18 protein-coding genes and 1 tRNA gene are annotated in these 19,752 nt (G+C 58.3%); 6 read left to right on the top strand and 13 right to left on the bottom strand.

What is annotated here, in order from left to right; all coding sequences use genetic code 11:
* Positions 1–19: 19 nt before the first annotated feature.
* From murA to H9L06_RS01210, 4 genes are all read right to left on the bottom strand, one after another.
* A complete protein-coding gene (gene murA / locus H9L06_RS01225; protein ID WP_246454557.1) occupies positions 20–1,327 on the bottom strand; it encodes a UDP-N-acetylglucosamine 1-carboxyvinyltransferase in 1,308 nt (435 codons plus the stop codon).
* Positions 1,328–1,452: 125 nt separating this feature from the next.
* The gene (gene leuD, locus H9L06_RS01220) at positions 1,453–2,055 is read right to left on the bottom strand and encodes a 3-isopropylmalate dehydratase small subunit (protein ID WP_187555500.1); all 603 of its coding nucleotides are present in this window, start codon (positions 2,053–2,055) and stop codon (positions 1,453–1,455) included.
* A 3-nt stretch (positions 2,056–2,058) separates the two neighbouring features.
* On the bottom strand, positions 2,059–3,537 hold the full coding sequence (gene leuC, locus H9L06_RS01215) for a 3-isopropylmalate dehydratase large subunit (RefSeq protein WP_187555499.1): 1,479 nt from the start codon (positions 3,535–3,537) through the stop codon (positions 2,059–2,061).
* Between the two features lie 191 nt (positions 3,538–3,728).
* Positions 3,729–4,781: a TerC family protein gene (locus tag H9L06_RS01210; RefSeq protein WP_187555498.1), complete on the bottom strand. Its 1,053-nt coding sequence runs from the start codon at positions 4,779–4,781 to the stop codon at positions 3,729–3,731.
* Between the two features lie 239 nt (positions 4,782–5,020).
* Here H9L06_RS01210 and H9L06_RS01205 point away from each other — a divergent pair, with 239 nt between their 5' ends.
* Complete coding sequence (locus H9L06_RS01205; RefSeq protein ID WP_187555497.1) at positions 5,021–5,776, top strand: TIGR00645 family protein; 756 nt, start codon at positions 5,021–5,023, stop codon at positions 5,774–5,776.
* A gap of 43 nt (positions 5,777–5,819) precedes the next feature.
* Positions 5,820–5,901: transfer RNA gene (locus H9L06_RS01200), tRNA-Leu, on the top strand.
* Positions 5,902–6,265: 364 nt separating this feature from the next.
* Here the strand turns inward: H9L06_RS01200 and H9L06_RS01195 are convergent.
* The 5 genes from H9L06_RS01195 to H9L06_RS01175 form a co-directional block, all read right to left on the bottom strand.
* Positions 6,266–7,087, bottom strand: a complete 822-nt coding sequence (locus tag H9L06_RS01195; protein ID WP_187555496.1) for a DUF4352 domain-containing protein — start codon at positions 7,085–7,087, stop codon at positions 6,266–6,268.
* A gap of 235 nt (positions 7,088–7,322) precedes the next feature.
* The gene (locus H9L06_RS01190) at positions 7,323–7,556 is read right to left on the bottom strand and encodes a hypothetical protein (protein ID WP_187555495.1); all 234 of its coding nucleotides are present in this window, start codon (positions 7,554–7,556) and stop codon (positions 7,323–7,325) included.
* Positions 7,557–7,737: 181 nt separating this feature from the next.
* Positions 7,738–8,499: a sulfite exporter TauE/SafE family protein gene (locus tag H9L06_RS01185; protein ID WP_382336678.1), complete on the bottom strand. Its 762-nt coding sequence runs from the start codon at positions 8,497–8,499 to the stop codon at positions 7,738–7,740.
* A 50-nt stretch (positions 8,500–8,549) separates the two neighbouring features.
* Positions 8,550–9,968 (bottom strand): MBL fold metallo-hydrolase, encoded by a 1,419-nt coding sequence (locus H9L06_RS01180; protein WP_187555493.1) that lies wholly within the window; start codon positions 9,966–9,968, stop codon positions 8,550–8,552.
* Positions 9,969–10,168: 200 nt separating this feature from the next.
* On the bottom strand, positions 10,169–10,462 hold the full coding sequence (locus H9L06_RS01175) for a metal-sensitive transcriptional regulator (protein ID WP_187555492.1): 294 nt from the start codon (positions 10,460–10,462) through the stop codon (positions 10,169–10,171).
* Between the two features lie 129 nt (positions 10,463–10,591).
* On the opposite strand from H9L06_RS01175, the gene H9L06_RS11695 reads away from it, so the two are divergent.
* Positions 10,592–10,780: a hypothetical protein gene (locus H9L06_RS11695; protein WP_246454430.1), complete on the top strand. Its 189-nt coding sequence runs from the start codon at positions 10,592–10,594 to the stop codon at positions 10,778–10,780.
* A 198-nt stretch (positions 10,781–10,978) separates the two neighbouring features.
* Here H9L06_RS11695 and H9L06_RS01170 read toward each other — a convergent pair whose 3' ends face one another.
* Positions 10,979–11,959, bottom strand: a complete 981-nt coding sequence (locus H9L06_RS01170; RefSeq protein WP_187555491.1) for a putative FMN-dependent luciferase-like monooxygenase — start codon at positions 11,957–11,959, stop codon at positions 10,979–10,981.
* A 193-nt stretch (positions 11,960–12,152) separates the two neighbouring features.
* Between H9L06_RS01170 and H9L06_RS01165 the strand changes: the two genes are divergently transcribed.
* Positions 12,153–12,590 carry a hypothetical protein gene (locus tag H9L06_RS01165; protein ID WP_223165208.1) on the top strand — a complete coding sequence of 146 codons (438 nt, stop codon included), beginning with the start codon at positions 12,153–12,155 and terminating at the stop codon, positions 12,588–12,590.
* An 89-nt stretch (positions 12,591–12,679) separates the two neighbouring features.
* Here H9L06_RS01165 and H9L06_RS01160 read toward each other — a convergent pair whose 3' ends face one another.
* Positions 12,680–13,108 (bottom strand): ankyrin repeat domain-containing protein, encoded by a 429-nt coding sequence (locus tag H9L06_RS01160; RefSeq protein ID WP_187555490.1) that lies wholly within the window; start codon positions 13,106–13,108, stop codon positions 12,680–12,682.
* 58 nt (positions 13,109–13,166) lie between these two features.
* On the opposite strand from H9L06_RS01160, the gene H9L06_RS01155 reads away from it, so the two are divergent.
* The gene (locus H9L06_RS01155) at positions 13,167–13,823 is read left to right on the top strand and encodes a LysE family translocator (RefSeq protein ID WP_187555489.1); all 657 of its coding nucleotides are present in this window, start codon (positions 13,167–13,169) and stop codon (positions 13,821–13,823) included.
* On the opposite strand, the gene H9L06_RS01150 is transcribed toward H9L06_RS01155, so the two are convergent.
* Positions 13,764–15,980 (bottom strand): MMPL family transporter, encoded by a 2,217-nt coding sequence (locus H9L06_RS01150; RefSeq protein WP_187555488.1) that lies wholly within the window; start codon positions 15,978–15,980, stop codon positions 13,764–13,766. The genes H9L06_RS01155 and H9L06_RS01150 overlap by 60 nt on opposite strands.
* Before the next feature lie 106 nt (positions 15,981–16,086).
* On the opposite strand from H9L06_RS01150, the gene H9L06_RS01145 reads away from it, so the two are divergent.
* Positions 16,087–16,671, top strand: a complete 585-nt coding sequence (locus tag H9L06_RS01145; protein ID WP_187555487.1) for a MarR family winged helix-turn-helix transcriptional regulator — start codon at positions 16,087–16,089, stop codon at positions 16,669–16,671.
* Between the two features lie 24 nt (positions 16,672–16,695).
* On the opposite strand, the gene H9L06_RS01140 is transcribed toward H9L06_RS01145, so the two are convergent.
* Positions 16,696–19,749, bottom strand: coding sequence for an aminotransferase (locus H9L06_RS01140; protein WP_187555486.1), 3,054 nt, complete (start codon positions 19,747–19,749; stop codon positions 16,696–16,698).
* Positions 19,750–19,752 lie beyond the last annotated feature (3 nt).

Genomic DNA, 19,752 nt, shown 5'->3' with positions numbered 1-19,752 from the left:
GATACCCGTGCGGCGAAAACTATCCCTCAAACACGAAATCTGCGCCGAGTTGCCGGAGCTTGTCGATGAAACCTTCGTATCCGCGCGCAATGATGCCGATGTTCGAAACCTGAGATTCGCCCTCTGCGATGAGCGCCGCAATGAGGTAACTAAATCCACCGCGAAGGTCAGGCACAACTACATCTGCTGCGGTGAGAGGTGTCGGCCCTGTAACCACTGCGGCCTGCTCGAACTCACGTCGCTTAACCCTGCGCGTTTCGTCTTGCAGCCCATCAGGGTGCACAACGATGTTTGCGCCCATTGTGTTGAGTGCGTCGGTAAACCCGAATCGATCTTCGTACACGGTTTCGTGAATCGTTGACACTCCCTCGGCCTGAGTCAGTGCAACGATGAGTGGCTGTTGCCAGTCGGTCATGAAGCCCGGATGTACGTCGGTTTCAAAGGTCACCGGCTGCAGCGTGCCACCGGGATGCCAGAAACGCATGCCGTCATCGTGGACCTCAAAATCTCCACCGACCTTACGAAAGACGTTCAAGAAGGTCATCATCTCTTCTTGACGAACGCCCCCCACGAAGATGTCACCCTTGGTGGCAAGTGCGGCTGCAGCCCAGCTCGCGGCCTCGTTGCGATCAAAGATGGCCTTGTGGTCGTAGCCACGGAGTTTCTCGACACCCTCGATGAAAATCACGCGATTCGGCTCGATCGTGATGATCGCACCCATCTTTTGCAGAATGCAGATGAGATCAACGATCTCGGGCTCGATTGCCGCGTTTCGCAGCTCCGTCTGCCCCTCAGCGAGAACGGCAGTGAGCAGTACCTGCTCTGTCGCGCCGACTGATGGATACGGCAACTCAATGTTGGCGCCCTTCAACCCGTTCGGCGCAGTGAGGCTAATTCCGCTCGGCAGCTTCTCCACGACAGCACCAAATTCACGCAACGCATCGAGGTGGAAATCGATTGGGCGATCACCAATTCGGCATCCACCAAGATCTGGGATGAACGCCTCACCGAGTCGGTGCAGCAGTGGGCCGCAGAACAGGATCGGAATTCGTGAGGAACCCGCATGCGCATCGATGTCGGCCTTATGCGCCTTCTCGACGTTCGACGGATCGAAATGCCACTCATCGGCGTTCTCGCCCTTGGTGATGAGGACGCCGTGAAGCGCCAACAGGCCTGCGACAACGCGAACATCGGAAATATTCGGAACGTTGCGGAGCACGCTCGGGGTTTGACCGAGCAGCGCAGCAACCATCGCCTTCGTCACCAGGTTCTTCGCACCGCGAACCTCGATTCGCCCCTTGAGCGGCCTACCCCCGTTGATGATGATCTCATCGGAGGTGAGTCCAACTCTCGCGCCCTGATTTGCGTTGTCGCGAGCGGGAATTTCCGCTGCCAACGTACCCGACTGCGTCGGCGCTTCCTGAGGTTCTGCGTTGCTCACGTAGTTATCTCCTAGGCATTCTGTACAGGCAACGTCGTCGGCATCCAGCTCGGACGACGCGCCTCAAAATCTGTGATGTCTTGCTCATTGCGGAGCGTCAACGCGATGTCGTCGAGCCCCTCAAGCAACCGCCACCTGGTGTAGTCATCAATCTGAAACTCAACACTCACATCGCCAGCTGTCACTGTACGAGCTTCGAGATTGACCGTGACTGGAGTCTTTGGATCTGCCTCAACGACGGCCCACAACCGCTCGACGTCAGCTTCTTCGACCTGCGCAGCAACCAGACCCTGCTTACCCGAGTTGCCCCGGAAAATGTCGGCAAACCTCGGCGAAATGACGACCTTAAAGCCATAATCTCGGAGCGCCCACACCGCGTGCTCTCGCGACGAGCCGGTGCCAAAGTCAGGACCCGTGATGAGCACCTCTGCGCCTTCATACTGGGGCTGGTTCAGCACGAACTCTGGATCTTGTCGCCAGTGGTGAAACAGTGCGTCTTCAAAGCCGGTCTTCGTCACGCGCTTGAGAAACACTGCCGGAATGATCTGGTCGGTGTCAACATTCGAACGGCGCAGCGGAGCAGCCGTGGTGGTCAGTGTAGTGAACTTCTCCATGAGTTACGCCTCCACTTTCTCGGCTGCGTGCGCAGCTGCATCGTGAGTTATGCCCTTACCAGCATCGTCTTGCAAATCCCAAGGGCTCGAGAGCGTGCCCCTGATCGCGGTTGCAGCAGCGACGAGCGGCGAAACGAGGTGCGTGCGCCCGCCCTTACCCTGGCGACCCTCAAAGTTACGGTTCGAGGTTGAGGCGCAACGCTCGCCCGGTGCCAACTGGTCGGGGTTCATACCGAGACACATTGAGCAACCAGCGAACCTCCATTCGCCGCCAAACTCTTCGACGATCTTGTCGATGCCCTCTGCTTCGGCTTCGAGACGCACTCTCGCCGATCCGGGCACGACCATTAGTCGCACCCCCTCAGCCTTACGCTTGCCCTTGATGATGCTTGCAAACTCGCGCAGGTCATCGAGACGGGCGTTCGTGCACGAGCCCATGAATACCGCGTCAACCGCGATGTCTTTCATAGGAGTACCCGCTTCGAGATCCATGTACTCAAGCGCACGCTCTGCCGCGACCCGCGCATTTGGATCTGAAATGTCTGCAGGGTTTGGCACCGTGTCGCTGAGGAGTACGCCCTGACCCGGGTTCGTGCCCCAGGTGACGAACGGCTCAAGCTGCGAAGCGTCGATATTCACCTCGGCGTCAAAGACTGCACCTTCGTCAGTTGGCAGTGTCTTCCAGTACTCCACCGCTGCGTCCCAGTCAGCACCCTGTGGCGCGTGATCGCGGCCCTTGACATACTCGAACGTTGTCTCGTCGGGTGCAACCATGCCCGCACGCGCACCGGCCTCAATCGACATGTTGCAAATAGTCATTCGACCATCCATTGACATGTTGCGGATCGCCTCACCGCGGTACTCAAGCACGTAGCCCTGGCCACCGCCGGTTCCAATCTTCGCAATGACAGCGAGAATGATGTCTTTCGCGGTCACGCCCGGGCGAAGCTCGCCATCGATATTGATGGCCATCGTCTTAAAGGGCTTAAGCGGGAGTGTCTGAGTCGCCATGACGTGTTCGACCTCGCTCGTGCCGATACCAAACGCGAGTGCACCGAATGCGCCGTGCGTCGAGGTGTGGCTGTCGCCGCACACGACCGTGATACCCGGCATCGTGAGACCGAGCTGCGGCCCCACAACGTGCACGATGCCCTGCTCCTTGTCGCCAAGCGGATGTGCGCGGACACCAAACTCTTCAACGTTCTTGCGAAGGGTCTCGATCTGAACACGGCTCGTCGGCTCTTCGATCTCGCGGGTGATGTTCAGGGTCGGAGTATTGTGATCCTCAGTCGCGATCATGAGATCTACACGGCGCAGCGGGCGATCCGCCATTCGGAGCCCGTCAAATGCCTGAGGGCTCGTCACCTCGTGAATGAGGTGAAGGTCGATGTAAATGAGGTCAGGGTTTCCCTCTTCCCCCTTTACGACCACGTGATCGTCCCAGAGTTTCTCGGCCAGCGTACGGGGCTTCGTCTCAGTCATTACTTCTCTTCATTCCTTTGCTTCGCGCTGCAAAAAGACTGTTACCAGCGCGGTGAATCGGCCATGCGAGAACCCCGCGACGGGTGGCCTAGGGCTAGATTCCGTCGCGGCGACGAAGAAGAATCTGCCGCGAACACATGATTGATCAGTCTAACACCGCGACCCCGAGAACCATTCCCGGCAAGGTTCTCTTATGACTCGTCTTGGTCAGACGCCTCATCACGCTTCGCAGGATTGCTTGCGGCACCGAGGTGCAATGTCTCCCCATGAGCCTTCGCATCCTTGCGGGCGTGCACCACGCTCGCAATAGTTGCAATCGCCATCGCAACCAAGATGAAGAGGAGCGAGAAGTTCGTGCCGATCTCGGGAGCCCATTTCACAGGTTCGCCACCGTTGATAATCGAGAGCGAGTTTTCGTGAAGCGCGTGGAAGATCAGCTTCACACCGATGAAGGCAAGAATCGCTGCGATCCCGTACTTGAGGTAGACGAGGCGCTCGAGTAGGCCGCCGAGCAAGAAGTACAGCTGGCGGAGACCCATGAGCGCAAACACGTTCGCGGTGAAGACAATGAATGGGCTTTGCGTGATACCGAAGATCGCCGGGATCGAGTCGAGCGCGAAGAGCAAGTCGGTTGTTCCGAGCGACACGATGACAAGAAGGAACGGCGTCCACATACGCTTGCCGTTCACTACTGTGCGGAACTTGCCGCCGTCGTACTCCTCGCTGATGGGAACGACCTTCTTGACCTGTCGAATCACCCAGCTGTCACCGCCGTGCTCTTCACCTCCGGGCTTCACCTGCTGCCAGGCGGTCCAAATGAGCCATGCACCGAAAACAAAGAAGATCGCAAGGAACCGCTCGATGACCGCAGCACCTACAAGAATGAACATGCCGCGGAAGATCAGTGCAAGCACAATTCCGATCATGAGTGCGCGCTGTTGGTATGCGTACGGAACCGAGAAGCTTCCGAGAATCAGCACGAAAACGAAGAGGTTGTCAATTGACAGGCTGTACTCAGTGAGCCAGCCTGCAAGGAACTCTGTCCCGTGTTGCACGTCGCCAAGAAGGAATATGGCCCCGGCAAACATGAGCGCCAACAGCACATAGAAGCCAACCCAGAGGCTTGCTTCACGCATGCTCGGTGCGTGTGGGCGACGAATAATGAGCAGAAGATCGAGGATGAGGATCGCGACGAGCACGATCATCGAGGAAATCTCGAACCAGAGAGGAAGAACGGAGTTCACTTGCTTCTTTCGGTATTGGACGCACTGTGAGTGCGTACGGTTGAACACCGAAAGTCTCTTCCCGGTTCACCATTTCTGATGCACCGCACTCGCACCGGCCGCGCCACGTGGCACCGCGTACTGACGACACGAGTGTAACGGAATACTCCCCTTCGCTCGAGCTAGTCTACATCTGGAAATTCCTCAGCAAACCTCCAGTAGCATGACTTTTACTGATTTTTACGACCGAAAGGCCGCACGTGCCACTTCGCACCCAGTCGCACTCCGAACGCACCGCTGAGCAGGGGCCCGGCCTCGCTTCGCGAACCCTCGCAGGCTTTATTTTTGCAAGCCGCTGGCTGCAGGCGCCGCTCTACCTCGGGCTCATCATTGCGCAGGCAGTGTATGTGGTGCTGTTCTTCGTAGAACTGTGGCACCTCATCGAGAACGTCATCGTTACTGGTCACATCAGTGAAACCGACGTGATGTTGAGCGTGCTCGCGCTCATTGACATCGTCATGATCGCGAATCTCCTAATTATGGTCATCATTGGTGGCTACGAGACATTCGTGTCGAAGATCCGGGTGCAGGGCCACCACGATGAGCCCGAGTGGCTCTCGCACGTCAACACAAACCTGCTGAAGGTCAAGCTCGCGGTTTCGATCATTTCGATCTCCTCGATCCACCTGCTCAAGACCTTCATCGAGGTCGGTCGTATGAATGACGGCATCGTGCTCGACAGCAAGGGCGACGTGCTCTACTCGTACGACGGCGTGTTCTGGGAGGTCATGATCCACCTCGCATTCATCGTCTCGGCGCTCGCACTCGCGTGGATCGACCGGATGAGCCACCACGGGGCCAAGCAGTCGGCGCACGACGAAGTAACTGTTGCGTCAATCGAAGCTGAGCTTCGGGGCGATTCAGTGTCTGCGGCCACCCCTGAAACTGAGTACGTGACAGTGCGGGTGCCGGCAGGTTCGCAGCTTCCGGCGGGTGCCGAAGTGGTGGATCGCTGAGACACCGCTATGCTAGACCGGTGCCCGTAGTTGCGGGCCCCACGCGCAAGTGGCGGAATTGGCAGACGCGCTGGATTTAGGTTCCAGTGTCTTCGGACGTGGGGGTTCAAGTCCCCCCTTGCGCACGCTACACGAGAGTAGGGCAGTAATTTTTCTGGCTGCTGCCCTTCACTTTTACTGCACCTTATTCTGCATCTAATCGCGCAAACCTGGATACAGGCGTTCTAAGGGATTTCACTAGTCGCTGGTGGTCAGGGCGGTTGCCTTGCTCATGATTGAGGCTTGCGTGTCGAGTTTCGTCCTGGTGTTGGCATGCAGCGTTGCTGGGCCAATGGGTAATGCCTCCGGTTCGTGCGTTATGTATACGCACGTGCGCTAGCGTTTGTATTTCGCGGTATTGGTTCAGGAGGCTGCCACATCTCCTCCCAACCAGATGACAAGACCCCCTTCCGGCATGTGTTCCGGTTAGGGTGTCTTGGTTGGCTTAAGTTACTGGACGGCTACGAATACTTTGTCGCCGAGCATGGTCGCGCGAACCCCGAGTACTCCTTCGCCTGCTGTGTCGGTGGGTACTTCGAACGCGAAGTTACCGGAGGTCGATGCCCCGTTATAGAGAGGGCTCATCAGGTCGAAAGATTCTGGTGCGACGACCATATTGTCGTAGCTGTTGATGGTGTTGCCGCCAGCTGTGACGTACTCAATGGATACCATTGGACTTGACCCTTCTGACTCTTCGCCGTTGTAGGTCACTGTGGCGTTGACCATGAGGTACTGGTTGCCTTCGGATGGGGCTTCGTTCAGCATGTTCTCGGCTACTATTGCATCGGTCGCGTCGAGTGTGACGCTGTTGATGGTGAGGTCCCAGTCGCCTTGTGTGATTGTGGTTCCTACTGGATAGGGGCTTTCACGAGTGCCTTGGTCGTCTGCCGGGGTTTCGGCTTCTTCACCGTCCGTTGCTGGGGCTACTGCGGTTGTTTCGCCTCCGCCGAATGCTTCATCGATTGCGGTTGCGACTGTGGCCATGAACACGATCACGCCGACGATCGTTCCGACTACCGAAATGATGAGTGCCGCGATCCCTAACCCCTTCTTCTTTCCCTTCATGAAGAATGAGACGAGCGAGAGGATGAAGGCGATCGGAAGCAGGATCCAGCCGACAATTAGTGCGCCAGGCACGCATGCGAAGATGAAGCCGACGATCGCGGTGATGAGCGCGATGCGGCCGATCGTGTTCTTACCCCTTGCTACGGTTGCGGTCTGATATGCGGCTGGCTCGGGTGGTTCGGTGTTAATTGTTGGCGTGTTCGTCATACCTCTGGTCGTGCCATTCACCCGGGGCCTTGGTTTAAGCTATGAGTTCATTGTGATGAATTAGTTATTCTCCTAGGTGTATTTGGCCGCGGTTCTCTGTGCGTTACCCTCATCAGGGCCCCGCTGGGACGCAACCGCGACTTCGTCATCGACGGGTTCGTTCCGATGATCATCTAGACGCGAGACGCTCGAAGCACGATCCCCAGCTTCGCTCACCGGTGATTCTGCAAACCGTTCAGGCTCCGGAGTTAGGTTTGCCCTGACCTTGCTCATTGTTCGCTTTGAGGCCAGCCTCGTAGGCACGCTGCAGTTCTGCCTGGCGAACGCCTGCCTCGTAGGCCCGCTGCAGTTCGAGCCTGGGGTCGACCTTGCCGCTCTTGCGGACTGCCCACACGATTATGAGCACGATGGCCACGACAAGCGCTACGAAAATCAACGCAATCAGTACAAGGAGCGTGGGTCCGCTCAAGTTTCCAAACAAGGGACAGTCCTTTCGGTTGGACGGCATCATTGCCGCGAGGGTGGTTACTCGTATCGCCCAGCGCATACATAGCTCTGCAATAAGTTTTTCCTATTCTTCACCAATCCTACGCAAGTTGGCAGGTACCCTCCAGGTGGCGGCCGCAGCGCTATCTAAACAACGATCAGCACTATGCGACGGTGAATGAGGCGAGAAGTGTCGGGATTTCTTGCACGAGCACAAATGCACCCATTACAAGCACAAATATGCCGAAGCCTCGGCGCAGTGCTTGCTCGGGGATACGGCCTGCCAAAGTGACACCGACAAATGATCCAGCGACTGCAGTCGCGGTGAATGCAATTACGATCGGCCAGTCCAAACGGACCGACAAGAGATAGCCGCCCAGGCCCGCGAATGATTTCAGCGCAATCACTAACAGCGAGGTGCCGACGGCGATCGCTATGGGGAGGCCGCCGAGCAAGTTCAAAGCGGGAACAACAAGAAACCCACCCCCGGCACCCACGAGACCCGTTGCAGCACCAATGAGCAGTCCATCAATCAGTATTCTCACCGTCGGCAGGTCGCCGGGCCCCTCAGACCCACCTCCGGCGCGGCTCTTCCTGCCGCGAATCATCGCGATCGCGGTGACGACCATCATGATGGCAAAGAGGATCATCAACACCACACCGGGAATGAACCCTCCGACGACCCCTCCCCCAAACGCACCGACCATCCCCGCGACTCCGAAGAGGATTCCCGTCTTCCATCGCACGCGCGCCGCCCGCGCGTGCGAAATTGCACTGATGGCACTGGTAATGCCGACAATGAAGAGCGAGGCCGCGATGGCTTCGCGTGGATCCATGCCCAGAACGTAGGTCAGAATCGGCACGGCAAGAATCGAACCACCGCCTCCAAGGAGCCCTAGGGACACTCCCACCAGCGCCGCGAGCATGAGCGCAATGAAGATTTGAGCTTCCACTTATGCTCCAGCAGAAATCGAGCTTACGCAGCGACGGGTGTGTTGCAAGGTTGAGCCACCCAGGCGAGGTAGCTGCCCTCAAGCTCCGCCACGTCATACCCTTCGCGACGCAATGCGCTCGCCGTAACAGCGTTACGTACGCCGCTTTGGCAATAGGTGACGATCGTGCCAGCATCTGGATCAGGGAGGCTGCTGAGGTTCCAAAGCACCCGTCCGCCGGAAAGCTGCTCAGCTCCGGGAATGTGACCCTCTGCGTACTCGGTCTTGTTGCGTACATCGAGAAGCACGACCCGCTCGACGCCCTCGAGTTGCGCAGGCGAGACCAGTTTTGGCTTCACGAGCTCGAGACCATCGAGTGAAGTGATGTATCCCTGCACGGTGTCGATCCCTACACGAATGAGGTGATCGCGCAATTGGTCAGCCTCTTCCGGCGAGTCGGCCAAGAGAACGAGTGGCCGCGTTTCCACCTCCGGGTTGTAAACCCACGCACCATAGCTCGCGGCTTTCGCGACGCCCGGAATATTGAGGGAGCCATTGACTGTGCCAGTGTGCACTTCACTGTTATGGCGAGTATCAACGAAAATAATGCTGTCTTCGGCAAGGGCCTGATTGAGTTCGGCAACCGTGTACGCGACAAGCCCGGCAGCATCCCCGATAATGGCGGGTCCCAGCTTGTTTTCCCTTTTCATGCGCCCAAAATATGCGTGCGCGTCCGGCTGACCACTGAGCAGTTCGTCGATAAAGCCTTGCTCATCGTTGTTCTTTAAGTACTTTGCCCACCATGAAAAGTTGCGTTCATAACCTACGGTGCTCGCAGGAATCGCACCGAGCGCTTTGCCGCAGGCGCTCCCGGAGCCATGAGCAGGGTGCACCTGCACGTAATCGGGCAGCGTCAAAAAGTGATCACGCAAGCTTGCGAACAGGTCTTTTGCACCGCCGAACCGGGTGTCGACGAAGCCCGCGGCCTCATCCAAGAGGTCGGGACGACCGAGATCTCCGACGAAGACAAAGTCGCCAGTAAGTATGAAGCCCGGCTCATCTGCCTGAGCCCCATCCGTAATGAGGAAAGACAGGTGCTCTGGCGTGTGTCCTGGTGTGTGTACGGCCTCGACGGTGATGTTACCGAGCTGGATCTGGTGCCCATGTTTCATGCGCACGGCGTCGTCGAAATCATCGCCATATGTCCAGTCTGATCCACCTTCATCGGAGACGTACATCTGCCCGCCAGTCGCAGCAGCAAGTTCACGCGTACCTGAAAGATAGTCGGCGTGAATATGTGTCTCGGTCACGGCCACAATGCGCATGTTGTTTTTAACCGCGAGGTCAAGGTATACGTCGATGTCTCGCCGCGGGTCGACGACAATTGCTTCACCCTTTGCTTGGCAACCGATGAAATAGCTCGCTTGCGCAAGATCCTCGTCATAAATCCGCTCCAACAGCATGATGTTCACCCTTCTTTCTCGCTTGTGCATTCAGTGAGGTGGATCGACTGGATACCTTGCATAGCTTCAGTCGAACAACCACACGAAGAAAATACCCCAGGGGGTATTTTGTTTCGAGTTCAGAATACCCCCTAGGGTATAGATTTTGTCAAGCAAAAGGAGTGCGCGGCGCCACGCGCGCCTCAATCACACACCGGACGTCAGGCGAGTGAAAGGAACAGCTTCTCCAGCTCTTCGGACTTCGTGCCATCCTCAGAGTCCGGGTCTGCCAGACATTGCCGCAACGCGCTCGAGATAACGAGAAATCCCGCACGATCAAGCGCCTTCGACACTGCCGCAAGCTGCTGAACAACGTCTCTGCAGTGCGCATCTTCATCAATTGCCGTAATTACCGCGGCAAGTTGGCCGTGGGCACGTCGCAGCCGATTAATGACCTTACGTTTAGCCTCCGGATCGTACTCAAGACCGGACCCGGCAATTTCCTGATCAGACATCAATGATCCTTTACATTCGAGTTGACATCCAGAATACCCCATGGGGTATAGTTTCATCATTAAACAAATACCCCCTCGGGTATCTTGTTCTTAAAGACGCCCATCATTCTCGTGCCTGAAGGAGACGATATGTGCCGAGCCGTCAAGTGCCGCACTTGTGAAAAAACCACCTGGGCCGGTTGCGGCCAGCACGTTGCGATGGTGAAACAGACCGTGCCCGCCTCTCAGTGGTGCAACGGCAAACACACCCAAGCGCAGGTCGAAGCGGCGAAGGCCCGCTCAGGTGGCGGATTCTTCGCCCGACTATTCGGCCGCTAACACTAATCCCTCACCGAGACACTAAGGAGCCACCATGTGCGCACAAATCACATGCAGCAACTGCGGCAAGCCAACCTGGGCAGGTTGCGGAGAACACATTGAAGAAGCACTCGCCGGGGTACCCAAGGCAGAGCGCTGCGCCTGTAACTGAGCCCAGAACAAACGCTACATAATCGACGCGGGCATGTGCGAAAGTGCCTACGCGACATCCCAACCGAAGTGGGGTGCGACTTTTCCGGAGAAGAGTTCAAGCGAGCGAAGCACGTGCTCGTGCGGAGCATCGACCGAGTGCACCTGGATTGCAACCTCCGTGGCGTGCTCCAAGACGCGATCCTGCGCGAGCGACTCGGCGACCTCATCAGGAGTTCCCAAGTGTGTATCGCTGCGAGTAATGAGCTCGTCGAGCGAGCTGTCTTCTGTCCCACCAAAGAACTTCGCGTGCTTCCGCAGTCCTACCTCGGCGAAGCGCAGCGCCTCGGCCCGATCATCCGCCACAAACACCGTGCGTGAGGCGGTGATTTGGGGCTCTACGCCCGCAGGCAGCGCGTTCTTGTACGCATCGATAATTGGCAGCTGCAGCTCATGAAGCGGTGCGCCATCCAACTCAGCCGGTCGCGGTTGCGTGCGACTGAGCAGAAGTCCGTGACCAGGTTTACCCGCCCGTTCTCCCCCACTCGCACTAAACGTCGCCTGCCAGACGCGCCGGCCAAGACTCCCCGCCTCCGGGTAAAGCGTGTTCTCCGCACCCAAGTCGCCGCCCGCAAGCGCTGTGATCAGCGTTGCAAGCTTTCGTTCGTAGTCGGCAGCCTTATTCGCTGGCTGCAGCCCGAACGGAATGAACGAACTCGGATTGCTCCCACTTCCAATACCCAGGTCTACGCGACCGCCCGAAAGCAGATCAGCGACCACCGCGTCTTCCGCCACACGAACAGGATCCTCCAGTGTCAGCGTGATCACTGCCGTGCCCAGGCGAATCTTCGTGGTCTTGGCCGCGACATTGGCGAGTAGAACAATTGGCGATGGCAACCCGCCTTCCGCTCCACGAAAGTGATGCTGCGCCACCCATGCGCGACCAAATCCGAACCGTTCAGCGTGTTGAATCTGCTCGGTCGCAAGTTGATAGCGTTCCTTCGCAGGCGCCTCGTCGAGCAACCTCGTAAAGAAAGCTATCTCAGTCATTCAATTACTCCTTTTGGGTGTGGATCGAACACGCACCACACAAGCAGATCGGTTTATGGGTGGCATAACCCATAGTTAAGTATTCCGTGTCGAGATTCAACTTCGCGTGTCATACGACGTCACCGAAGGATTGACACTCCCCCACAGAATCGCCTGGTACGCTGACGACATCAGACTGATGATCGGGAGAAGCATGAGCGCTGTTGATGAATTGAGCGAGACTCAAGAGCAATCATCGAGTATTGCCGAGCTAGCCCCGACACGACCGACAGCGGATCGCTTTATGCGAGCACTTCTTCGAGTGAACGGCATCAAGAAGACTCGGAAGGCTGAGCAATCAGCGCACCGCAACATGCAGATCGCCATGATCATTACAGGTATCCGCTGCATCATCACGTACCTGGCAATCCCGATTGCTGTTCCGATCATTGGGCTTTCAGGCGCCGTATCGGCTCCCATCGGTATCGGGCTCAGCATCATCGCTGTCGTCACCGGAATCTCAAGCTTGCGACAATTTTGGCGAAGCGATCACAAGTATCGCTGGATGTACACGGCATTCATCGCTGTCATTTTCATAGTTCTCGCGATTGCACTTGTTTCCGACATCTCCACGATTGTGAGGGGCGCATGACGATACACGAGCAGTCAGACTCCAATGTAGAAAACGTGGAGCTTGAAGACGATTCGCCCGAAAACGTTCCGCCGAAGGCTTGGGTGACGCTAGTTGGCTTCGCCGCCTTTGTCGTCTTCTTCGGCACGTGCGCTTTCACCTACATGTTCAATTAGGTCAATCCCGAACATACGCGCGGTTGCGCGAGCAGTCGGCGATCCAGCCCCTGGATCAGCGCCGTGTGCGAGCAACACCCGAATCACGTCGTCTGCGCGCTTGAATACTGCGCCTGCGAGCGGGCTCTGACCCCTGTCGTTCAGTCGATTGACATCGGCACCGCGTTCGACCAGCCCAGCAACGAGCTCACCATGGCTGTGATACGCGGCAAGCATGAGCAACGTATTGCCCTTTGCGTCAGAGAGATCGATCGGTACACCCTGATCGATTGCGGTCAACACAAACTCTGTGTTGCCCTCGCGTGCCGCATCGAACAGTTGGTGCGCAAACTCAACGGCGTCGTCTGTTGTCTCTTCGCTCATGAAAAGCATCGTATCGAACCTGCACGAGCGGGACCGCCAAATCTGGCAACATAGGTAAGTGATCGAGACCACCATGACTGCGGCGAGTTGGGTAACGCTCCTCACGACATTCGCTATCGCAATCGTCGTTCCAGGGCCCGATACGTTCCTGTTGCTCAGGCTCGGTGTGCGTGAGCGGCGTGCAGCGGTGATCGCTGCCGTCGGCATCATGATCGGCAATTTTCTCTGGACCTCTGCCTCGGTGCTCGGACTTGCCGCACTCATGCGAGCCTTCCCCGCCACCATCCCAGCGTTGCAGGCACTGGGATCCGCAGTTCTCATCTGGATCGGCGTTCAGAGCATCCGGAGCGGCATAAGAATCCTGAGGAGTGGCGCAGCCGCACCTGTCACAAGTTCGCCTGTTCCGGCCACTCGCCACCCGCTCGCCCTCGGGTTCGTAACCAATATTTCGAACCCGAAGGCGCTCCTGTTTTTCACGGCCCTGTTTTCGCAATTGCTGCCGAGTGATGCGACCGCTCTCGACCGCACACTCATCGTGGTTGCGCTCACGGCGTTGGGGCTCGCTTGGTTTGTACTCTTTGCCCTCTTTACGTCGACGCCAAGCTTTCAGAGATGGTTTCGACGCGCGACGCCCTACTTTGACCTTGCAGCGGGTCTAGTGTTTCTCGCCGTGGCGGGCCTCGTCTTGTTCGAGCTCGCGCTCACGGTGACGTAGCTTCGACGGCCACCATACCGCGGGCCCAATGTCGTACATGAGCGCTGGAACGAGGAAGGCGCGGACCAGGAACGTGTCGAGCAGCACACCGAACGCGACAATGAACGCAAGCTGCACCAGGAAGAGGATCGGAATTACCGAGAGCGCTGCGAATGTCGCCGCAAGCACCAGGCCAGCTGAGGTGATCACACCACCAGTTACCGACAGTCCGCGAATGATTCCGTCGCGGGTGCCGAACTGCTTCGACTCCTCGCGCACCCGAGTCGCAAGGAAGATGTTGTAGTCGATTCCGAGCGCAACGAGGAATACGAAGCCGAAGAGCGGCACCGCAGGGTCTGCACCCGGGAAGTCGAAGATCCCGTTGAACACCAGCGCGGAAACGCCGAGTGCCGTGCCATACGAAATCACCGTGGTGAGTATGAGCAGTATTGGTGCGAGTATGGATCGCAGCAGCAGCATGAGGATGAAGAGAATTACGACTAGCACCACGGGAATGATGAGGTTTCGATCGTGGATCGATGCATCGTTCGTGTCGATTGCGGTCGCGGTTACTCCGCCGACGAGTGCTTCGGTTCCCTGATCCGCAAAATCTGCACGCAACCCGCGCACGGTCGACTCCGCATCCGCCGAATCTGCCGCATCGGACAGTGTTGCCTGAAGCATGGCCTGCCCATCGACGATCGTCGGTTCGGGCGCCGGCGTACCGGGAGGACCGAACGCGGTGATGCCGTCCTCGGTCACAGTGGCGGATCCTGAAGGAGAATCACCACTCACCACAGATACACCGTCGATTCCGTCGTTATTGAGCAGGTTGTTCGCGACAGCTTCGAGTTCGCCCTCTGCTACGACAACATAGACAGGGCTACCCGATCCACCAGGGAAATGCTCGCCCAGTGCGACCTGGCCGTCTCGTGCTTCTGACGAGCCGAGCACGAGCTCTGACTGAGAAACACCGTTGGCCTGAAGCTGCGTCATGCCAGCAGCACCGATGAGCAGCACGGCGCAGGTGACCGCCCAGATTACGCGCGGGCGGCGGCGAATGAGCTGGCCGATCTTGGGCCAGAGGCCCGACCCCGGCACGCCCGCCTCAGCAGCGACGACCTCTGGCTCGAACTTCGGGCGCTTTGGCCAAAATGCCACGCGACCAAAGGCGTACAGGATTGCCGGTAGCAACGTGAGCGCCGAAAGCATTGCAAACGCGATGCCTATTGATGCCACCGGACCGAGCGTGCTGTTCGACTTCAGGTCGCTGAGCAAGAGACACATGAGCCCAACGATGACCGTGCCGCCAGACGCGAGAATCGGTTCGAACGACCCCTTGAGTGCACCGAGTGTTGCGATCCACTTGTCTTCATGCACACGCAACTGTTCGCGGTATCTCGCGACATACAACAGTGAATAGTCAGTCGCCGCACCAATGACAAGGATGAACAGGATGCCCTGCGTTTGACCGCTGAAGAGCACGACTTCGGCTTTTGCGAGCCACCACACCGTGAGCAGCGCGACACAGAGCGCGAACATGCTGGTTGAAAGCACCGCGATGGGAAGCAGGAAGGAGCGGTACACGAGAATCAAGATGATGAAGACCGCGAGCAGCGCGACACCGAGGAGAAGCCCATCGATTCCAGCGAATGCCTCGATGAGGTCTGCCGAGAACCCCGCAGGTCCGGTGACGAAACTCTCCACTCCGTCTGGCATCACATCGCTGAGCTGCTGTGACACAGCGCCGATGACATCTCCGATATCAGCATCACTGTCGATCGGCACGAAGGCCTCTAGTGCGCGCCCATCCTCTGACGGGATTGGCGGCGATACATCTTCTGCAACGCCTTCAATGTCAGGAAGCGCCGCAATCGCGTCGGTCACTTCGTCGACCTGGGTCTCGGTCAGCTCGGTCTCGCTCGTGAAGACCAGCACCGCAGGAATCGCGTCGCTGTCATTAAACTCGCCGAGCAACGCCCGCACCTGCGTTGCGTCAGCCGACTCGGGCAGGTACGAGGTCTGGTCATTCGACGAGACCTCGCTCACCTTACCGAAGTACGGGCCACCAATACCCGCGGCGGTGAGCCACACGAGGATGAGTACCGCCGGGAGCAGTACTCGAAGCCACTTGGGAACGCGGGTTCGACGCGATTCAGTGACCGTTGCTTCTGCCATGCGGGAGTGCCTCCATTTGAGCCGATCAAAATTACTATCTAAGCGTATATAATTAACCCTGAGATAATACCCTGAATGACCAGGTCGAAAACCATAGGATTGCACCATGATCGCTCCCGATCACTCACCACACGGTGAAGATCCGATCTCGGGCAGACTGTACGAGGTCGACGCAAGCGACCCCAAAAGTGAGCTGGTCGACCGTGCTGGTCTCGGCACGCGTGACATTGCGCAAATCGACACACTCATGAAAGCGCTCTCAGCGCTTCGCGAAGAAGAGCAGCGAATCTCTGATGCGTCGCAGCGATACATGGGCTTGAGCGCACTCGACATGCGCGCACTGCACTACCTCATCATCGCGAAGAACCGCGACGAGGTCGTGACTCCCAGCATGATCGCGAACTATCTCGAAATCTCTGCCGCGTCGACCACTAAGCTGCTCAATCGTCTCGAGCAGGGCGGGCATATTGTGCGCCACGTTCACCCGGTGGATCGCCGGGCCTTCGCAATCGAAGTGACCCCTGAATCGAGAGCTGCTGCGATGCAAACCGTAGGTTCGCAGCACGCACAGCGGTTTCACTCGGCAGCGCGCCTCTCAGGCGACGAACGCGATGTCGTCATTCGGTTTCTCACTGAGATGACTCGCGACATCTCAATGGACAAAGCAACTTGGGCAACGCCCGAAGACTAATCGCGACCCTGCTCTAGCGCTTAACTACCACCCCGTACTCAGCACGAGTTCGAGCTGCTCGACCACAAAGTCTGCGCTCTCTGCAGTAAGGCACAGCGGAGGCTTAACCTTGAGCACATTGGATCGCTCAGATGTCGTGAGCACCACCACGCCCAGATCTTTCAGGCGCTCACAAATCGCCGCGGCCTCTTCCTTCGCTGGTTCCATCGTCTCGCGATCACGCACGAGCTCGACACCGAGATAGAGCCCCTCACCGTGGATCGGCCCAATGATCTCGTACTTCTCAGCGAGTGCAGTGAAACCTGCGATGAGCTTTGCCCCAACCACCTGGGCATTCTCCTGCAGCTTCTCTTCTTCCATCGCGTCGAGCACGGCGATGCCCACCATGCACGAGAGAGGGTTGCCGCCCGCTGAAGAAAAGAATTGACCCTGATCGCTCAGCGCATCGGCAATGCGTTTCGAGGTAATCACCCCACCAATCGGAAACCCGTTGCCCATTGGCTTTGCGATGGTGATGATGTCGGGCATTACGCCCGACTGCTCGAAGCCCCAGAAACTCGACCCCATGCGACCAAATCCGACCTGCACCTCGTCGGCGATACACAGACCGCCAGCTGCCCGCACACGGGCGTAGACGTCTGTGAGGTAGCCGTCGGGCAGCATCACGCCACCAGCGTTGCCGAGCACAGACTCACAGATGAATCCGGCAACATCGCGCCCTTTGGCTGCAAGCGTGTCAAGGTCACTGCCGAGATCCGCCGCATACTTTGCGCCGACCGACAAATCGGCTGCATCGCCACGATAGGTGCCTCGAAACCTGTTCGGTACATCTGCGATGTGAATCCAGTCGGGCCTACTAGCCAGCGCATTCGGGTTGTCGTAGGCGCTCGTGGTCACCGCATCACTCGCCATCGTCCACCCGTGGTAAGCCTCACGCAGCGCGACAACGGTTCGTCGACCAGTTGCTGCCTGTGCCACCCGAAGCGCGAGATCAACGGCCTCTGAACCGCTATTCACGAGCAGCACCGTGTCGAGCTCTGATCCCTCAGGCAGCAGGGCGAGGAGCCGTTCGCTATATTCGGCAAGCTCACGGTACAGGAATCTCGAGTTCGTGTTCAGCAGGCGTATCTGGCGATTCACCGCGTCGGCCACTCCCGGATGGCCGTGGCCCAACCCGCTCACGTTGTTCACCATGTCGACGTATGACCGGCCAGTCGTATCGACGAGGTGGTGTCGCCAACCGCGTTGCACCTGCATGGGGCGCTCGTAATAGCGCTCTTGCGCGCTCGCAAACGCGCGCTCACGCCGCTGCTGCTCATCGTCAGATTCGTCGCGCTGCGCGAGCGACTCGAGGCCGAGCACTCTCGCGGGGTCTCGGGACAGGCGGCTCCATGCGGGCACGCGTTCGGGTGCCACGAGCGCTGCCCGGTCTGGCTCAGTTGTCACCATCGGCGCGTCTGCCCTGTGGATCCCGATCCGCATCGAGCGCATCGTCTCTCGGTGCTCAAGCGTACCGATCCGCTCCCCCGTAGCGCACACGTGCCCTACTGCAACGGCCGGCCTGAACCCGGCGATACTCAGGATCCACCCGTGGGTAAGTTCGAGCCGCACCGACTCCTCGTCCACCGCCAGAACCGTTCCAGTGACAGGCGCACACACGTCAAGTGAGGCTTCGGCCCCCGCGGCGTGCGTGGCGTTTGCGACACGGCGATCCACCCAAATTTCAGTATCGATTGGCCACGTTGCCGCAGCATCTGCGGAATTGACTTGCGTTCGCGTGAGCCGATAGACACCATACGGCAGCACGGCCGCAGCATGCCCCTGCGCAAATGCTGCAGTAATCAACCCTTGTTCGGCGTCGTCTCCGAGCCAGGCGCCCCCATCGAGAGCGGCTGACTCAACTCCGGGGTCGAGCACAACGACGTTACTCTCAAGGCCCGGAAGCAAGGCGCCCAAACCAACGGCGTCCTGCTGTTCTGGATGAGTGTGAGTCGCGCTGAGCCTCACGCTCCCGTCACTGCCCATTTCACCGAGCATTCCGAGACGAGAAAGCACCTGTTCGGTCATCTCAACGACCGAGTACAGCCTTGAGGCGTCAAAGATCGCCTGCTCGCCCGCGATCCGCTCACGTGCGTAGTCATTGTCACCGTCGATCTCAAGCTGCCGCCAGCCGCTCGCCACCAGCAACGATGCGCGAAGCACCACGAGCGGCCAGAGCGCGCGCGCCTCAGCTTGCGAGAGGGGCGATATTTCATGGAATGCCGAAATCGTATCGAGCACCCTCAGCGGTCTCGATTCGTCATGATGCAGCATCGATGACACCGTCACCGCAAGTTCCGCGACCCGCCAGCCATACGAGAGATCACCGAGGTCGAGCACCGTCTGTGGGTGCAACCGCGCATCGTCGCCGTAGCTGCCAATCACATTGTCGTCGGTGAGGTCGCCGTGGATCGCCTGAACGGGAAGATGATCCACAACGGGCGCAAGCAGCGTGTCAGCCTCTGCAACCGCTTCTTGCACGCGCTCGCGCAGTGCCGAATCAGTGATCGCTGCGCTCAGGCGGATCGTCTGCTCAGCAGCCACCCGCATGTCCCACATGTGCTCACGCTCGAGTCCCGGGTGTTCAAGTTCAACTAGTGCTTGAACCGACCGCGCCGCGAGCGCACCAAACTCACGGAGAACGACTGGTGCGAGGTACCCGGCATCGACGAGCGAAGAGCCGTCAACGAACTCGTTCAGTCGAACAGCGAGACCGTTCCACCGTGTCGTCAGTGCGCCTGATTCAGGCAACTTACCCGACGGGTACTGCGAGGGCAGTACTGACGCAACCGGCACACTTGCAGCACGATAGGCCTCAATTGCGGCGTGTTGCGCCTCGCGAGCAGAGTCCGGGAATGCCGCGTTGTCAATGCGCAGCACAAACTTCCTACCCGACCGCTCTTCAAGCAAGAAGTTTCGGTCCTGATTGCTTCCAAGTTCTCGGGCAGTAACCTCGAGACCATAGCACTTGTGGGCAATCGCGACCGCCTCGTGCTCAGTAACCGCGGGTCGAACAAGCCCGCCTGAATGCTCCGTCATTGC

It is taken from the genome of Leucobacter denitrificans, assembly GCF_014396385.1.
Taxonomy (GTDB): domain Bacteria; phylum Actinomycetota; class Actinomycetes; order Actinomycetales; family Microbacteriaceae; genus Leucobacter; species Leucobacter denitrificans.
The sequence above is the reverse complement of the archived record's forward strand: the minus strand, read 5'-3'. Positions and strand labels throughout refer to the sequence as shown.

Coding starts and splice junctions, on each gene's coding strand:
- leuD (WP_187555500.1), bottom strand. CDS start 2,055: ATGGAGAAGTTCACTACACTGACCACCACGGCTGCTCCGCTGCGCCGT.
- leuC (WP_187555499.1), bottom strand. CDS start 3,537: ATGACTGAGACGAAGCCCCGTACGCTGGCCGAGAAACTCTGGGACGAT.
- H9L06_RS01195 (WP_187555496.1), bottom strand. CDS start 7,087: ATGACGAACACGCCAACAATTAACACCGAACCACCCGAGCCAGCCGCA.
- H9L06_RS01185 (WP_382336678.1), bottom strand. CDS start 8,499: ATGCTCGCGGCGCTGGTGGGAGTGTCCCTAGGGCTCCTTGGAGGCGGT.
- H9L06_RS01180 (WP_187555493.1), bottom strand. CDS start 9,968: ATGCTGTTGGAGCGGATTTATGACGAGGATCTTGCGCAAGCGAGCTAT.
- H9L06_RS01175 (WP_187555492.1), bottom strand. CDS start 10,462: ATGTCTGATCAGGAAATTGCCGGGTCCGGTCTTGAGTACGATCCGGAG.
- H9L06_RS11695 (WP_246454430.1), top strand. CDS start 10,592: ATGTGCCGAGCCGTCAAGTGCCGCACTTGTGAAAAAACCACCTGGGCC.
- H9L06_RS01170 (WP_187555491.1), bottom strand. CDS start 11,959: ATGACTGAGATAGCTTTCTTTACGAGGTTGCTCGACGAGGCGCCTGCG.
- H9L06_RS01165 (WP_223165208.1), top strand. CDS start 12,153: ATGAGCGCTGTTGATGAATTGAGCGAGACTCAAGAGCAATCATCGAGT.
- H9L06_RS01160 (WP_187555490.1), bottom strand. CDS start 13,108: ATGAGCGAAGAGACAACAGACGACGCCGTTGAGTTTGCGCACCAACTG.
- H9L06_RS01150 (WP_187555488.1), bottom strand. CDS start 15,980: ATGGCAGAAGCAACGGTCACTGAATCGCGTCGAACCCGCGTTCCCAAG.
- H9L06_RS01145 (WP_187555487.1), top strand. CDS start 16,087: ATGATCGCTCCCGATCACTCACCACACGGTGAAGATCCGATCTCGGGC.
- H9L06_RS01140 (WP_187555486.1), bottom strand. CDS start 19,749: ATGACGGAGCATTCAGGCGGGCTTGTTCGACCCGCGGTTACTGAGCAC.